This is a genomic window from Arthrobacter sp. StoSoilB22, assembly GCF_019977315.1.
Classification (GTDB): Bacteria; Actinomycetota; Actinomycetes; order Actinomycetales; family Micrococcaceae; genus Arthrobacter.
Map to the genome: position 1 here is coordinate 907,399 of NZ_AP024652.1, position 13,478 is coordinate 920,876.

At 61.0% G+C, this 13,478-nt stretch carries 13 protein-coding genes and 1 tRNA gene; 9 read left to right on the forward strand and 5 right to left on the reverse strand.

What is annotated here, in order from left to right; genetic code table 11:
- Window positions 1-172: 172 nt before the first annotated feature.
- The 4 genes from LDN70_RS04470 to LDN70_RS04485 form a co-directional block, all read right to left on the reverse strand.
- A complete protein-coding gene (locus LDN70_RS04470; protein ID WP_223941892.1) occupies window positions 173-958 on the reverse strand; it encodes a VOC family protein in 786 nt (261 codons plus the stop codon).
- A 771-nt stretch (window positions 959-1,729) separates the two neighbouring features.
- Window positions 1,730-2,062 (reverse strand): hypothetical protein, encoded by a 333-nt coding sequence (locus LDN70_RS04475; protein WP_166842882.1) that lies wholly within the window; start codon window positions 2,060-2,062, stop codon window positions 1,730-1,732.
- Entirely contained in the window at window positions 2,050-2,994 is a 945-nt protein-coding gene (locus LDN70_RS04480; RefSeq protein ID WP_166842881.1) for a colicin E5-related ribonuclease, read from the reverse strand. The genes LDN70_RS04475 and LDN70_RS04480 overlap by 13 nt, the downstream gene beginning before the upstream one ends.
- Before the next feature lie 283 nt (window positions 2,995-3,277).
- Window positions 3,278-3,365 (reverse strand) — tRNA-Ser (locus LDN70_RS04485).
- Between the two features lie 102 nt (window positions 3,366-3,467).
- Between LDN70_RS04485 and LDN70_RS04490 the strand changes: the two genes are divergently transcribed.
- The 8 genes from LDN70_RS04490 to LDN70_RS04525 all read left to right on the forward strand — a co-directional run bounded on the left by LDN70_RS04490 (window position 3,468) and on the right by LDN70_RS04525 (window position 10,988).
- On the forward strand, window positions 3,468-4,451 hold the full coding sequence (locus tag LDN70_RS04490) for an NAD(P)H-quinone oxidoreductase (RefSeq protein WP_142936589.1): 984 nt from the start codon (window positions 3,468-3,470) through the stop codon (window positions 4,449-4,451).
- 49 nt (window positions 4,452-4,500) lie between these two features.
- Entirely contained in the window at window positions 4,501-5,067 is a 567-nt protein-coding gene (locus tag LDN70_RS04495) for a PadR family transcriptional regulator (protein WP_166842880.1), read from the forward strand.
- Between the two features lie 158 nt (window positions 5,068-5,225).
- Window positions 5,226-7,496 carry a carbon starvation CstA family protein gene (locus LDN70_RS04500; protein ID WP_223941893.1) on the forward strand — a complete coding sequence of 757 codons (2,271 nt, stop codon included), beginning with the start codon at window positions 5,226-5,228 and terminating at the stop codon, window positions 7,494-7,496.
- Between the two features lie 31 nt (window positions 7,497-7,527).
- Window positions 7,528-7,719 carry a YbdD/YjiX family protein gene (locus LDN70_RS04505; protein WP_011773592.1) on the forward strand — a complete coding sequence of 64 codons (192 nt, stop codon included), beginning with the start codon at window positions 7,528-7,530 and terminating at the stop codon, window positions 7,717-7,719.
- Window positions 7,720-7,810: 91 nt separating this feature from the next.
- Window positions 7,811-8,464: a bacterial proteasome activator family protein gene (locus LDN70_RS04510; RefSeq protein WP_142936586.1), complete on the forward strand. Its 654-nt coding sequence runs from the start codon at window positions 7,811-7,813 to the stop codon at window positions 8,462-8,464.
- Between the two features lie 8 nt (window positions 8,465-8,472).
- The gene (locus LDN70_RS04515) at window positions 8,473-8,913 is read left to right on the forward strand and encodes a hypothetical protein (RefSeq protein ID WP_142936585.1); all 441 of its coding nucleotides are present in this window, start codon (window positions 8,473-8,475) and stop codon (window positions 8,911-8,913) included.
- Between the two features lie 135 nt (window positions 8,914-9,048).
- Window positions 9,049-9,888 carry an aldo/keto reductase gene (locus LDN70_RS04520; RefSeq protein ID WP_026005386.1) on the forward strand — a complete coding sequence of 280 codons (840 nt, stop codon included), beginning with the start codon at window positions 9,049-9,051 and terminating at the stop codon, window positions 9,886-9,888.
- Between the two features lie 143 nt (window positions 9,889-10,031).
- On the forward strand, window positions 10,032-10,988 hold the full coding sequence (locus tag LDN70_RS04525; RefSeq protein ID WP_223941894.1) for an Lrp/AsnC family transcriptional regulator: 957 nt from the start codon (window positions 10,032-10,034) through the stop codon (window positions 10,986-10,988).
- Here the strand turns inward: LDN70_RS04525 and LDN70_RS04530 are convergent.
- A complete protein-coding gene (locus LDN70_RS04530; protein WP_223941895.1) occupies window positions 10,969-12,417 on the reverse strand; it encodes an amidase family protein in 1,449 nt (482 codons plus the stop codon). The genes LDN70_RS04525 and LDN70_RS04530 overlap by 20 nt on opposite strands.
- Before the next feature lie 273 nt (window positions 12,418-12,690).
- Here LDN70_RS04530 and LDN70_RS04535 point away from each other — a divergent pair, with 273 nt between their 5' ends.
- Window positions 12,691-13,440: a DUF5058 family protein gene (locus LDN70_RS04535; RefSeq protein ID WP_223941896.1), complete on the forward strand. Its 750-nt coding sequence runs from the start codon at window positions 12,691-12,693 to the stop codon at window positions 13,438-13,440.
- Window positions 13,441-13,478: the final 38 nt, after the last annotated feature.

A 13,478-nucleotide genomic window follows, 5' to 3' on the forward strand; every position in this document is an offset into this window, starting at 1 on the left:
GTGAGCTCTGTGGAGCTCCATGAATGGCGCCCACTGTCTTGTGAAGTGGGCGAATGCCGGAAGTTACTCCCGGGTAAAGCTGCCTCGGACCTAGCTGAACACGAACGGATGAATGGAGGGTTGACCCGGGGTCAACAATGGGGGACCGAGCAACGGCCCGGTAGTTCCGCGACTAGCTGGTTTGCCCCAGGTCCTGAATGACCTTGAAGACGGCTCCCGTGGGGTCCGACAAGGTGGCCAGCCGGCCGAAAGGTGTGTCCTCCGCGGGCTGCATGACGGTGGCACCGAGAGCCGTGGCTTGCTCCACGCTGACATTGGTGTCTTCCACCGCGAAATACACGCTCCACATGGAGGGGACCTGTTCGGGCAGGAAACCGGAGGCGTCCATGATGCCTGCCTTGGCGTCGTCACCGGCCCCAAGCGTTACGTAACGGAAATCCGGGGTGTCGCTCATGACTGCCGTGTCCCAGCCGAAGACCTTCTGATAGAAGGTGACAGCGGACTCGTAGTCCTTGGCAAGAAGTTCGTGCCAGGCCGGAGCCCCGGCTTCTGCCGCGACCTCGTAGCCTTTCATCTCGCCGAACTGCCAGGCGCCGATGGCGGCGCCCGAGGCATCCCCATACATGGCCATGCTGCCCTGCTCAGGCACCTCCATGGGTTCCAGGAGCACCTGTCCGCCGTTGGCTGCCGCTGCCTCAGTGGTGGCTGCGATGTCATCGGTGCGCAGGTAAGTGGACCAAACGTCCGGCATGGCACCCATGTCCGCCTGCTTCTCCATGATGCCTGCCACCATCCCGCCGTCCTTGAAAGCGGTGATGTAGCCACCGTACTTTTCCTGGTCTCCGGTCTCATAGGTCCAGCCGAAAAGTGCCGTGTAGAAGGCCTTGGCCTTCTCAGTATCGGACGTCATGAGGTCGATCCAGCAAGGGGAACCGGGAGTGATGTCAGGCTTGGGCATAGATGAAGCTCCTGTTGTTACGCCGTGGCAAAAGCTGCGACTGATGTCTGCGATGTGAAGACAGGAAGAACACTATGCGGGGGCTCTGACAGTTTCAATGATCTTCCGGGTGTGGGATCTCAGATCGGCCACCCGGAGGCCGGATTCACGGGCTGCGCTAAGAGTCAGCGACGGCAACAGTGGCAGCTGCAGTCACCATTAGGCCGACCGCAGGTCCATACGCATTGAGTGGTTTCCTCTGCGCGCTGCCGATGAAGACAGCATATGGCGGGGCAAGGCACGGTTGACTAACAACGGCATTGCTCCCAGAACTTACGCAGTCCGCTTTTCCATCCAACGCGGTCCCAGCGGAGACCTCCCCCCTGCCCAGCTGGAACACACCGAGGCGCTAATTGGTGATTGACCTAGGCTCATTGATCTACTCGTTGACACGGACCAGCCGAGAAGCGTTAGTCGTAATGGTTCGGTCCCGATAAACACTGCGTTGTATCGCAGGATGGAGTTGAGGACGGCGAAATACTAGTTTGGGTAACCGGCGGCTACTTGTCGGGATTAGGACACCCGTGGTGGTCTGACGAGGTGCCCGCCGCTTGGCCAGATCCAGCAAATGTCAGAGTAAAGGGGCCGAGCGCCCTTGCCTGAACCCTTACTCACCGAAGGGCTGGTTCGAAGGACGTTCTTTGGAGGGTGTCGAACTGAGTCGTGAAGCCAGAGGCAACTACACACACACGGCCGCCACCATCTTAGGGGACGCAATTGACCTTGAAGATTTCAGCCCGCCGGATCGAAAAGTACGATTTCAACCAGATCAGGTTTGTTTTGGCAGTCGCGAATAAATGATTTGGTGGCATCGTATAGGTAAGAAATTGAACTTCCGCGTGCCACTGCCGACGAGAAATCGACGATGTAGTCCATCATCGGTACAAGGGATTTTCCTGCCACCTTGAAACCGTCCAGCCCCAACAATCCGAAGCCCTGGCTTTGTGCTTTCTGAAGCACTTCGTCGAGAATGGAAAAGTCAATTAGCAGCGTCCGGCCAGAACGGACGGCGGTTGATGGAAATTCCGCCGCAATTCTCTCCTCAAATTGCTCTATTTTTCCCAAGGCGCCTTCCAGGTGGGCTTGAATTTGTCACTTACTTGGACAACTGTACCGTTGACGTCGTTCCTAACAACATAACTGCCGTCAGTGGCGTAATAGGCAGTTGCGGGATCGTCCCTCCTTGCATTGATTGCGGGATCCCACCGCGTGTCACGTGTAATGACCGTGCGTGTGGGCTGATTAATGGCGTTGGAAATTAAATCATTTGACCAACCTCGTCCAGACATCTGGCCCGCAGCTTTAGTTTCCAAAGTATAAGTCAACTCCGCTTTGGTGGCTGTCCCGCCTAGTCCGGCAAAGCCCAGCATAATGAGTGGCCTAGCCTTCTCCGCGAATGCCTGGTTGGCATGGTTAAGGTCCTGCACCCATTGGGGTTTGGTTTGGAGGTTGGCCTCGGCAAGTGCTTTGCCGCGGGCTTCGTTGATCGCGAGCTGCCGGGGGCTCGTCCCGACTTTCATGTCGCCGACACAGTCGAGGGCAGTGTGTCTTGCGCTGATCTGTGGGGCGCTGACGCGGGCAGGTGTAGAGAAGCTGACCTGTTGAATGAAGCGATTGAAGTAGGAGTTAGTGGTTGGTGGTGTGTAGGCGGGTCTGTGGATGGAGTAAGGGGGGAGGGGCGGAGCGGGGAAGAATGCCGGTGTGGTGGCTGGGATAGGCTCCCAGCTTTGCGACGCGGGCAGGTAATCGTAGGAGGTGCCCCCGATGACTCTCACGGGGTCGTAGCCGAGGTTGTCGATGAGGGTTGCGGGGTTGTTGGTGACGTAGGTGTACCTGTTGAGGGTTTGGGGTGCGCTGAGTAGGCCGCGCCATTTGTCTAGCCCCGCCCAGGTCCCGGTGGTGGGGTCGAGGGTGCGGGAGTGGAACTCGTGGGTTCCAAATGTGGGGTTGGTGGGTTGGCCGGTGTAGTTGAGGTCTGAGTCCCGGTGGATGGACACGGCGCTCCACGAATCGAGAGCGCAGTTCCACCTATTGAGAGCCGCATAAGGACGTATCGTGACGCCATAAGTCCAAGGAACCGATTGACCGTCGATTCAAAGGACAGCAATTGGGGGCCTGCCGGTCAACCCGCGGCAAGAACGGGAATGATGGGAACCCCACTACCGGGCGGTGAGGTGGCCCACGGCGCAGCAGGGCCCAGCGATGGGGCAACGAGGCCGACAAAGGGCCCAAAAAAGTAGGACCCCCGGCAGCTTTCGCTAACCGGGGGTCCCGCCTTTGCGGAAGGTAAGGGATTTGAACCCTTGGTACGGGGTTACCGCACACTGGTTTTCAAGACCAGCTCCTTAGGCCGCTCGGACAACCTTCCTCGCCTAGTAGTGTTTCATAGGGAGTTGGCTGTTCCAAAACATCACGTATTCCAGCCCCTGCCCCGGGGTCTGGAGGACAAGCAAGAAACCGGGAGTTCGTCATGAAAGCCGTCTACATCTCAGAGCCGGGCGGGCCCGAAGTCCTCGAAATCCGCGAGGTCCCTTCTCCGGTGCCCGGCGAGGGCGAGGTCCTGATCGACGTCGTGGCTGCGGGACTGAACCGCGCCGATGTCCAGCAGCGCAGAGGGTTCTACCCGCCGCCCCCGGGGGCATCGGAAGTTCCGGGCCTGGAAGTTTCCGGTCGCATAGCCGCCTTCGGCCCCGGCGTCACTAAAGCGTTCTCCGTGGGAGACAAAGTGGTGGCACTGTTGTCTGGTGGCGGCTACGCCCAGCAAGTGGCAGTTCCGGCCGAGCAAGTCCTGCGGGTGCCCGAAGGCGTGGACCTGATAACTGCGGCTTCCCTGCCTGAAGTTGCAGCCACTGTGTATTCGAACCTGATCATGACCGCACAATTGCAACCCGGCGAGACTGTACTCATCCACGGTGCAACGGGCGGCATCGGCACCATGGCCATCCAACTGGCCAAGGCCTATGGCGCGCACGTGGCAACCACGGCCGGCACGGATGAGAAAGTCGGTACAGCCAAGGCCTTCCTCGGCGCCGATATCGCCATCAATTATGCCGAAGAGGACTTCGCTGAAAGTCTCAAGGCACGCAACGGAGGCAAAGGCGCGGACGTTATCCTCGACGTCGTGGGTGCCAAATATCTGCAACAGAACATTGATGCTCTCGCAGACTATGGCCGACTGATCGTCATCGGCCTGCAAGGTGGCGCAAAAGCCGAGATCAACCTCGGGCAACTCCTTAGCAAGAGGGCTGCTGTCATTGGCACAGCGCTGAGGCCGCGACCGGTGGCTGAAAAGGGAATCATCATCTCTGGCGTCCGCGAGTTCGTCTGGCCCATGCTGACCGATGGCAGGATCAGGCCCCTGGTGGCCAAGTCCTTCCCCCTTGAGCAAGTCCAGGAAGCACACCAGTACTTCGACTCCGGCGAGCACGTGGGCAAAGTCCTCCTGCTCCTCTAGTAAGCCCGTTCGCCCGCCGTCCATTCGACCCACTGCAGCGAGGAGCCACATGTCCATCCGGCACAGCCTGCTGGCCCTGCTCCAGGATCAGCCGCGGTACGGTTACGAGCTGCGAGTCGAATTCGAAGACCGCACGGGCGCCGCGTGGCCGTTGAACATCGGCCAGGTCTACACCACCTTGGATAGGCTTGAGCGCGACGGCTTGGTGAGTAAAGACGGCGACGACGGCGGCGGGCACGTCATCTACAGCATCACTGACGCCGGGGCTGGGGAAGTCGAAGCGTGGTTCGCCGGTGCAGTGGACCGGGGCAATCCTCCTCGGAATGAGATTGCCATCAAGTTGGCGCTCGCAGTGACCCTTCCGGGCGTGGACACTTCTGCGGTGATTCAGTCCCAAAGAGAAGTATCTGTCAAGGCCCTGCAAGAGCACACGCAGGCCAGAAAAGCCGTCTCGGCCAATCAGCGGTCCTCGGATACCGCGTGGCTGCTGGTGCTCGATTCCTTGATTTTCCAGGCCGAAGCGGAAGTCCGGTGGTTGGATCTTTGCGAGGCCCGCATGGTGCAAGGCCAGGCAAACGGGGGATCGAGCCAAGCTGCTCCCAAACGGTTGAGCTGACGTCCGGCGCAGGGTAGTGACCGTTCACCGCGTACCTGCAGACGTTTGCCGTGTACGGCCCTATCCTGTCCGTGTCGGTTGTTAAGGTGAGGAGAAGTACCCGACGCAGCGGCCCCCACCGCACCATCCGTCACCGCAGCAGTTCTCAAGGAGGAGATATGGGCAAGATTTCTGACCAATCCAAGCTTGCGGAAGGATTGGATCCCACGCTGCCTCCTCCGGCTGTGGAGGACTCCGTGCGTGAAGCGGAGGAACGTAAGTGGACCCCGGTCAAGATTGGTCTCTGGATTGCCATCTCGCTGCTGGGAGCGGTGGCGTGGTTCATGCTCGCACTGGTGCGCGGCGAAACCGTCAATGCCATCTGGTTCGTTTTCGCGGCCGTTTGCACCTACTTGATCGGCTACCGCTTCTACTCCAAGGTCATTGAGCGCTACTTGCTCAAGCCGGATGACCGCCGCGCTACTCCTGCTGAGTACAAGGCTGATGGCAAGGACTACGTCCGCACTGACAGGAACGTGCTGTTCGGGCACCACTTCGCCGCCATTGCCGGTGCCGGACCGCTGGTTGGACCTGTCATTGCGGCTCAGATGGGCTACCTTCCCGGCACTATCTGGATCATCATCGGCGTCGTTCTCGCCGGCGCCGTGCAGGACTACCTGGTCATGTTCTTCTCTATGCGCCGTGGTGGCCGTTCACTTGGCCAGATGGCGCGGGAGGAACTCGGCGTCATCGGCGGTACGGCAGCCCTAGTGGCCACGCTGCTGATCATGATCATCATTGTGGCCATCCTTGCTTTGGTAGTGGTCAATGCCCTGGGTGAAAGTCCTTGGGGCGTGTTCTCTGTGGGCATGACCATCCCCATCGCGCTTTTCATGGGCGTCTATCTTCGGTTCATCCGGCCGGGGAAGGTGATGGAGGTATCCATCATCGGCTTCGTGCTCCTGATGGCAGCCATCATCGGAGGCGGCGCTGTTGCCGGTACCGAGTGGGGTGCAGCCTTCTTCCACTTGGACAAGGTCACCATTGCCTGGGGCATCATCATTTACGGTTTCATCGCCGCAATCCTGCCCGTCTGGCTGCTCCTGGCTCCGCGCGACTATCTCTCCACCTTCATGAAGATCGGCGTGATCGTGATGCTCGCGCTCGCCATCATTGTGGTGCGGCCGGAGATCACAGTCCCGGCGTTCAGCGAGTTCGCCAGCCGGGAAAACGGCCCGGTCTTCTCCGGGGCGTTGTTCCCCTTCCTGTTCGTCACCATCGCCTGTGGCGCCCTGTCCGGCTTTCACGCCCTGATCTCCTCGGGGACCACCCCCAAGCTGATCGAGAAGGAACGGCAGACCCGCTTTATCGGCTACGGCGGCATGCTGATGGAATCCTTCGTGGCGATTATGGCTTTGGTAGCCGCGATCTCGATCGACCGTGGCATCTACTTCGCCATGAACGCACCCCTGGCACTCACCGGCGGCACCGTGGAATCTGCGGCGCAATGGGTCAACAGCCTTGGCTTGGCCAACGTCAACATCACCCCGGACGTGCTGGCCCAGACTGCCAAGGACGTGGGCGAGGAGAGCATCATTTCCCGTTCGGGCGGCGCTCCCACCTTGGCTGTCGGTTTGGCCCACATCATGCAGCAGTTCATCGGCGGACCCGGAATGATGGCTTTCTGGTACCACTTCGCCATCATGTTCGAAGCACTGTTCATCCTCACCGCCGTGGACGCAGGAACCCGCGTCGCCCGGTTCATGCTTCAGGATTCCATCGGCAACTTCATTCCCAAGTTCAAGGAAGCCTCATGGCGTCCTGGTGCCTGGCTGTGCACTGCCATCATGGTGGGTGCGTGGGGTGCCGTGCTCCTCATGGGCGTCACTGATCCGCTGGGTGGCATCAACACGCTGTTCCCGCTCTTCGGCATCGCCAACCAGTTGCTGGCAGCCATTGCACTGGCTGTGTGCCTTGCCATCACTGCAAAGCGTGGAGTGTTCAAATGGCTGTGGATCGTAGCTGTTCCGCTGACTTTTGCAGCTGTTGTGACCATCACCGCCAGCTTCCACAAGATTTTCTCGCCGGTCCCGGCCGTGGGTTACTTCGCCAACAACCAGGCGTTCTCCAAGGCATTGGCTGATGGAAAGACGGAGTTCGGCACTGCCAAGACCGTCGCCGCGATGGAAGCCGTGGTCCGCAACACCATGATCCAAGGCGTACTTTCGGTCATCTTCGTGACGTTGAGCATCATCGTGATCGTCGCCGCCCTCCTGGCAACCGTCAAGGCAATCCGCGCGGGTGGCGGCCAGGATCATGAAGACCCGGCGGTGCCGTCCAAGGTGTACGCACCGGCGGGGTTGTTCCCCACTCCTGCCGAGAAAAAGTTGCTCGCAGAGTGGAACGCCCTGCCTGCGGAGAAACGGACGCAGAAGGCCGGCCACCACTGATGAACAACACAACTGCTGAAGAACGCCGCTGATGAACACCGTAGTGAAGGGTCTCCGCGGCTTCGCCACCTATATGGGCTCGCTCATGGGTGCTGACGCGTACCGGAAGTACCTTGAGCATTTCGAAGCAAGCGGCCATTCCGGGCCCGCCATGACTGAACGCGAGTTCTGGCGGGACCGGATGGACCGGCAGGACAGCAACCCGCAGGGCAGGTGCTGCTGAGGCGGCGGCCGGAACGAGGTTTCGCTACGAACGAAGTCCAAAATCGGGGCTGGGACAGAAGTTCGCGTGAAGCGCGTGAGAGTATGAACGGATGAGCGATCTGAACAACATTCAGCCCACGGATGAGGCTTCGGACGACACCCCTGTGGAGGGAACCACGCTGGACGAGGGCCTTGAGAAGCCCGCCGGACAGGAGCCTTTTACGGAAGGGGTGGCCAAGGATGCCAAACCCAAGGGAGGTAGCCTTCACGATCTTGTGGACGAGCCCGCCAAGGTGATGCGGATCGGCACTATGGTCCGCCAGCTCCTGGAGGAAGTGAAAGCCGCACCATTGGACGACGCTGCCCGCAATCGCCTTGCCGAGATTCACGAGCGGTCCATCAAGGAACTTGAGGATGGGCTGGCTCCGGAACTCATTGAGGAACTGGAGCGAATCAGCTTGCCTTTCCCTGACGATAAAGCGCCCTCCGATGCGGAGCTTCGCATCGCGCAGGCACAACTCGTTGGTTGGCTGGAGGGCTTGTTCCATGGCATTCAGGCGGCAATTGCGGCGCAGCAAGCGGCCAAGGAACACGCTGCAGCGCAGATGCAGCTCCGTCAACTCCCGCCGGGAACTGTCATCGCACCGGGCATTGTGATCGGCGAAAACGGCCAACCGCAGCGGGCTGCCGCACAGGGTGCTGGCGGCGCTGCTCCGCAAGGCCGACCGGAAGACCCCGACCACGGTCCGGGTCAGTACCTCTGAGTTCGCACGTGGGTTTCTTTGGGGCCGTCCGTCAAGGACGGAAAGACGATGTGGAGCTTGGCAAGGGCTTGTGGCGCCGCGCCCATGACCGTTTCCATCGGGGACTGGACCGGTACCACCAGGTCCTTGAGGGTGTTGATGATGAGCAGCTCTATAACGAGCTGGTGGAGATAGCCAACGAGCTTGCCGAATTGTCGGTACGGGTGAGGACTATCTGTGTCGAGGCCCAGAAGCGGTCCCCGAGTGATGGTCTGGATGTCCCGGGAGCACTAGCGGGAGTCCACCGCGCCCTGTCCAAGGCAGGAAATTCGTTGGCCACTACGGCTGAGGCTGCGGCCATGTTGAGGTTGGCCGTGGGGCCCGTCCCTGTTGGCGCGTTGTCGGTTCGGCGCCGGGCGGAGTCGGTATTCGAGCAGGTAGCCGACGCTGAGCGCCAACTCGGAGATTGACCCTCACATCCCAATGGGGCGCGTGCGCAACTACCGGCGTGCGCTTCTATTCCCTGCGCGCAAGAAGTTAAGCGCATAGCTTATCTGCGTAATATTCGGCGCTTTTGATAGCCGCGGGCTGGCAGGATGGCAGACATGACTTCGTCACCAACACTTACTTTCAACGACGGCAACACCATCCCCCAGCTCGGCTACGGGGTGTGGCAAGTTGAAGACGATGTAGCCGAAAAGGTGGTGCGCCAGGCTTTTGAAGCCGGGTTCCGCCACATCGATACCGCCAAGATCTACGGCAACGAGGCAGGCGTCGGCCGCGCCATTGCATCCTCCGGTCTTTCTGCCGAGGAAATCTTCATCACCACCAAGTTGTGGAACGCGGACCAGGGCTACGAATCCACTCTCGCTGCCTTTGAGGAGTCCATGGACCGCCTCGGCCTGGAGACCCTGGACCTGTACCTGATCCACTGGCAGCAGCCCAAGCAGGAAAAGTACGTTGACACCTGGAAGGCCCTCATCGAGCTGAAAAAGCGCGGCCGGGTCAAGTCCATCGGTGTTTCCAACTTCACCAAGGAAGGCCTGCAGCACATCATCGACGAGACCGGTGTTGTTCCGGCCATCAACCAGGTGGAGCTCCACCCGTTCTTCAACCAGGCTGATCTTCGCGAATTCAACGCGTCCAAGGGAATCCTGACTCAGGCCTGGTCGCCGCTGGGCCAAGGTGGCGAGCTACTTGAAAGCGCTACCGTGGCTGAGATCGCCGCCAAGCATGACGCCACCCCGGCCCAGGTCGTCATCGCCTGGCACCTGGCCATCGGCAACGTGGTGATCCCCAAGTCCGTCACGGAGTCCCGCATCCAGGAGAACTTCGCGGCCCTCAACGTCACGCTGGACGCTACCGACGTGGAGGCCATCAACGGCCTGGACCGTGGTGCTGAAGGCCGCATCGGCCCGGACCCGGCAGTCTCCGACTTCGCCTAAACGCGAAGTCTCACTTTGGTGCCCCGTACCCTTCATGGGTGCGGGGCACCTGCCTTTAACGCTCGACAACGCCACTCGCGTCCGCGACGCGTCGCCGCCGGTGTCCGTGATGAAATTGAGCGACGCAGACGGACGGAGTTGGCATGGTGGTGTTTGACGCATTGGAGCGGCAGATTGTGGCTGCCCTGCAACTGGATCCGCGCTGCCCGTGGCGGAAGATTGCCGCCGTCCTGGGAGAAGCCGAACGAACTGTTGCCCGCAGGGGATCGCAGTTGCTGGAATCCGGTGCGGTGGCTGTGGTGGGCATCCGGCCCAAGCCGTCGGTAGTGCTGGTGGAAATGCGGTGCATGCCCGGGACGGTACGTGCCGCAGTTCACGCACTCTCGCAACGCTCCGACACCACTTTCGTTTACACCACCACCGGCACCGGTGACTGTGTAGCTGAGGTACTCACTGAACCCTCTCGCATGGCGGAGGTCCTCTCTGACGAGCTGCCGGCCACGCTTGGCTTGCGCGATTCCACCAGCTACCCCGTGCTTCGGTATTTCCGGACCATCCGCGGTTGGCGGCCGGAGATTCTCACCGCCGACAAAGCGGAGGCACTCCGCTCCACCTTTACCCAGGATTCGGGAGCCTTGGTGCAGCGGCAGGATTTGAGTCGCCAGGACAACGAACTCGTGGACGCGCTGTGTGCCGATGGCCGGATGAGTTTTGAGGCTTTGGGCCGCCGGGTGGGCGTTTCAGAGGCAACTGCCCGCCGCCGCAGCGAATGGTTGCTTGCCAACAACCGGGTCCACTTGCGGGCCATTGTAGAGCCCGCTTCCTTTGGCCTTGGCGTTGAAGCGCTGCTTTGGATCCGTGCCTCGCCGCAACATGTTGAACACGTGGGGAAGAGCTTGGCTGAGCTTCCCACCGTCCGATACGCCGCAGCGATCGCAGGCACTTACCAGATCATGGCTGACGTGACGGTGGAGGACATGGCTGCGCTCTACCGCTTCATCACCACCTCGGAGTGGGCACAAAACGCCGCTGGCGTGGATGTTTCGATCCTCCTTGATGCGAGGAAGCGTGGTGGCAGGGTTATGCGCTCACAGTCGTGAGCGGCTTGTGGCCGGCCGAGACAACAGGGGCGACGGCGGCGTACCCCGTCTGCTGCTCGAACGCGCGGCCATAGCGAAGCAGCTGCATGTCCTTGAAATGGTTGCTGGCGAGCTGCAGGCCGATAGGTAGTCCGGCAGAGCTGAATCCCGCGGGAACACTGAGCACAGGCAGGCCGGTTGCGGACAGGAGGCAGGCTGATCGCATCCAATCCAAGTACGTCTCCGAGGCCGTCCCGGCAATGTCCGCGGGGTACCGCAGCGTTGCGTCAAAGGGGAGAACCTGGGCGCAGGGGCTGGCGAAAAGATCGTACCGTCCAAAGAAGTCCTGAACACTCAATTCCAGCCGGGTCCGGGCGGCCGCGGTCTCAATGACATCCCGCGCCGTCAGCGCGAACCCCTTCTCAACGTTCCAGTGGACTTCAGGCTTGATGACGTCACCGGCCCGCTCCAGGATCGGCCCGAGCCCTGCTGCGAAGTCCAGGGCTCGGGTATTGCCGAACACCAGGTCCGCTTCGCTGAAATCCGGGGTGGCTTCCTCCACAATCGCTCCGAGATCTTCGAAGATGGCCAGTTGCCGCTCAAGATGATCCACGATCTCCGGGTCCACCGGGACCCCGATCCCGAAGTCGCGGGACCACCCGATTCGCACACCGCGCAGGTCCGTCTCCAGGGTGGATCGGAATACCTCCGGGTCCAGGCCGGCCGGATGCGGAACACGGGGATCCTTTCCCGCCGTGACGGACATGAACAGGGCAATGTCCTCCACAGTCCGGGCCATGGGCCCTGTCCTCCCCAGCCACGCGTAGGCGTTGACGTCGGACGGCATGGGGATGACCGCCGTCGACGGCCTGAAACCCACCACGTTGCAGAAGGAGGCCGGAATGCGGAGTGATCCGCCCATGTCGCTGCCGTCGCCGATGCTCTGGACGCGGGATGCGACGACGGCGGCCACTCCGCCGCTGCTGCCGCCGGCGCTCAATGTTGGCGCGTAGGGGTTGGTGGTGGTTCCGAAGAGCTCGTTGAACGTGTGGGAGCCGGCGCCGAACTCGGGGACGTTCGACTTTCCGGTGCTGACCACGCCGGCTGCCTTCAGGCGCGCAATGATGAGGTCGTCGGCGTCGGGGATGAAGTCACGCAAGGCCAGTGAGCCCTGGGTGGTGCGCATCCCGGCTGTGTTGTTGGTGTCCTTGTGGGTCATGGGAATCCCATGAAGGGGTGGCAGTTCCGCTCCGGATGCTGTGAGCTGGTCTGCCCGGTGTGCCAGGGCATGTGCACCTTCAGCGTCGAGGGTGACCACTGCGTTGACTACGGGATTAATCCCGGCAATGCGCTCCAGGTGTTCGGTCAACGCTTCGCGCGCCGAGACTTCCTTCCGGCGAATGGCTGCGGAAAGTTCGACGGCGGACAGCTCGCCAAGGGTGTCAGACATGGTGCTCCTTTGCTGGATTGCTACTGCCTGAAAGTGTGCCGGGTCACTTTGACGGGGGAAAGTCCTGAGTCAACCAATGGCAAGCTTTGAACAATTCGGCCACTTCTGAGGCTGATTCCGTCAGCTATTGTGTGTGATCCGGCTCATAGCAGAGGGTGTTGGTAACTCACTGGCCGATCTGGTCGATGGGTAAGGATTTGCCCCACGGCACCACATACCGCACAGCGTCGTCCGGATGTTGGCTTGCCGGGGGCCAACACCTGGGAGGTTCCCATGCACCAACCCCTGGCTCTTCAACCGCTAGCACCCACCGACTCCACCGACATCATGGCAATTGCCAACAATCCCGTCCTCTGGATCTGCGTGGCCGGCGTCTTTGGCGTCATCATCATCCAATCCGTCATCTTCATGAAGGCAGCCCGACGCGCTGCTCCCTCAGTGGACATGAGTGTGCAAGACATCAGGACCTCGTTCCGCTCAGGCGCTGTCTCGGCCATCGGTCCCTCCCTGGCGGTATCGCTGGTGGCCATTGCTTTGCTGGGTCTCTTCGGGGCACCGGCTGTGTTGTCCCGGATCGGCCTGATCGGCTCGGCTGCCTACGATGTTTCGGCCGCGGGCATCGCAGCAGGTTCCATGGGAGCCAAGCTCGGCGATGCCAGCTACACGCAAAGTGTCTTCGCGGTGGCGTTCTTTGCCATGAGCATCGGCGGGGCGATGTGGATGCTCGCTACCTTGATCCTGACGCCTCTGCTGCGCAAGGGTGACGCCAAGATCCGCTCGGTGAATCCAGCAGCCATGGCGATCGTCCCTGCGGCGGCCTTGATCGGTGCCTTCTCCTGCCTGGGTCTCACAGAGCTGCCCAAATCTGGAATCCATGTGCTGTCCTTCGCAGTCTCCGCAGCGGTCATGGGCACGTGCCTGTTGCTGGCCAGGAAACTCGGCAAGAGCTGGTTGCGGGAATGGGGGCTCGGAATCTCGATCGTCATTGGCCTCAGTGCCGCCTACCTGGCCGTCAGCGCTTAAGCCGCCTGCCGACGTCGTCATTCTTTAGGTCCGAAAGG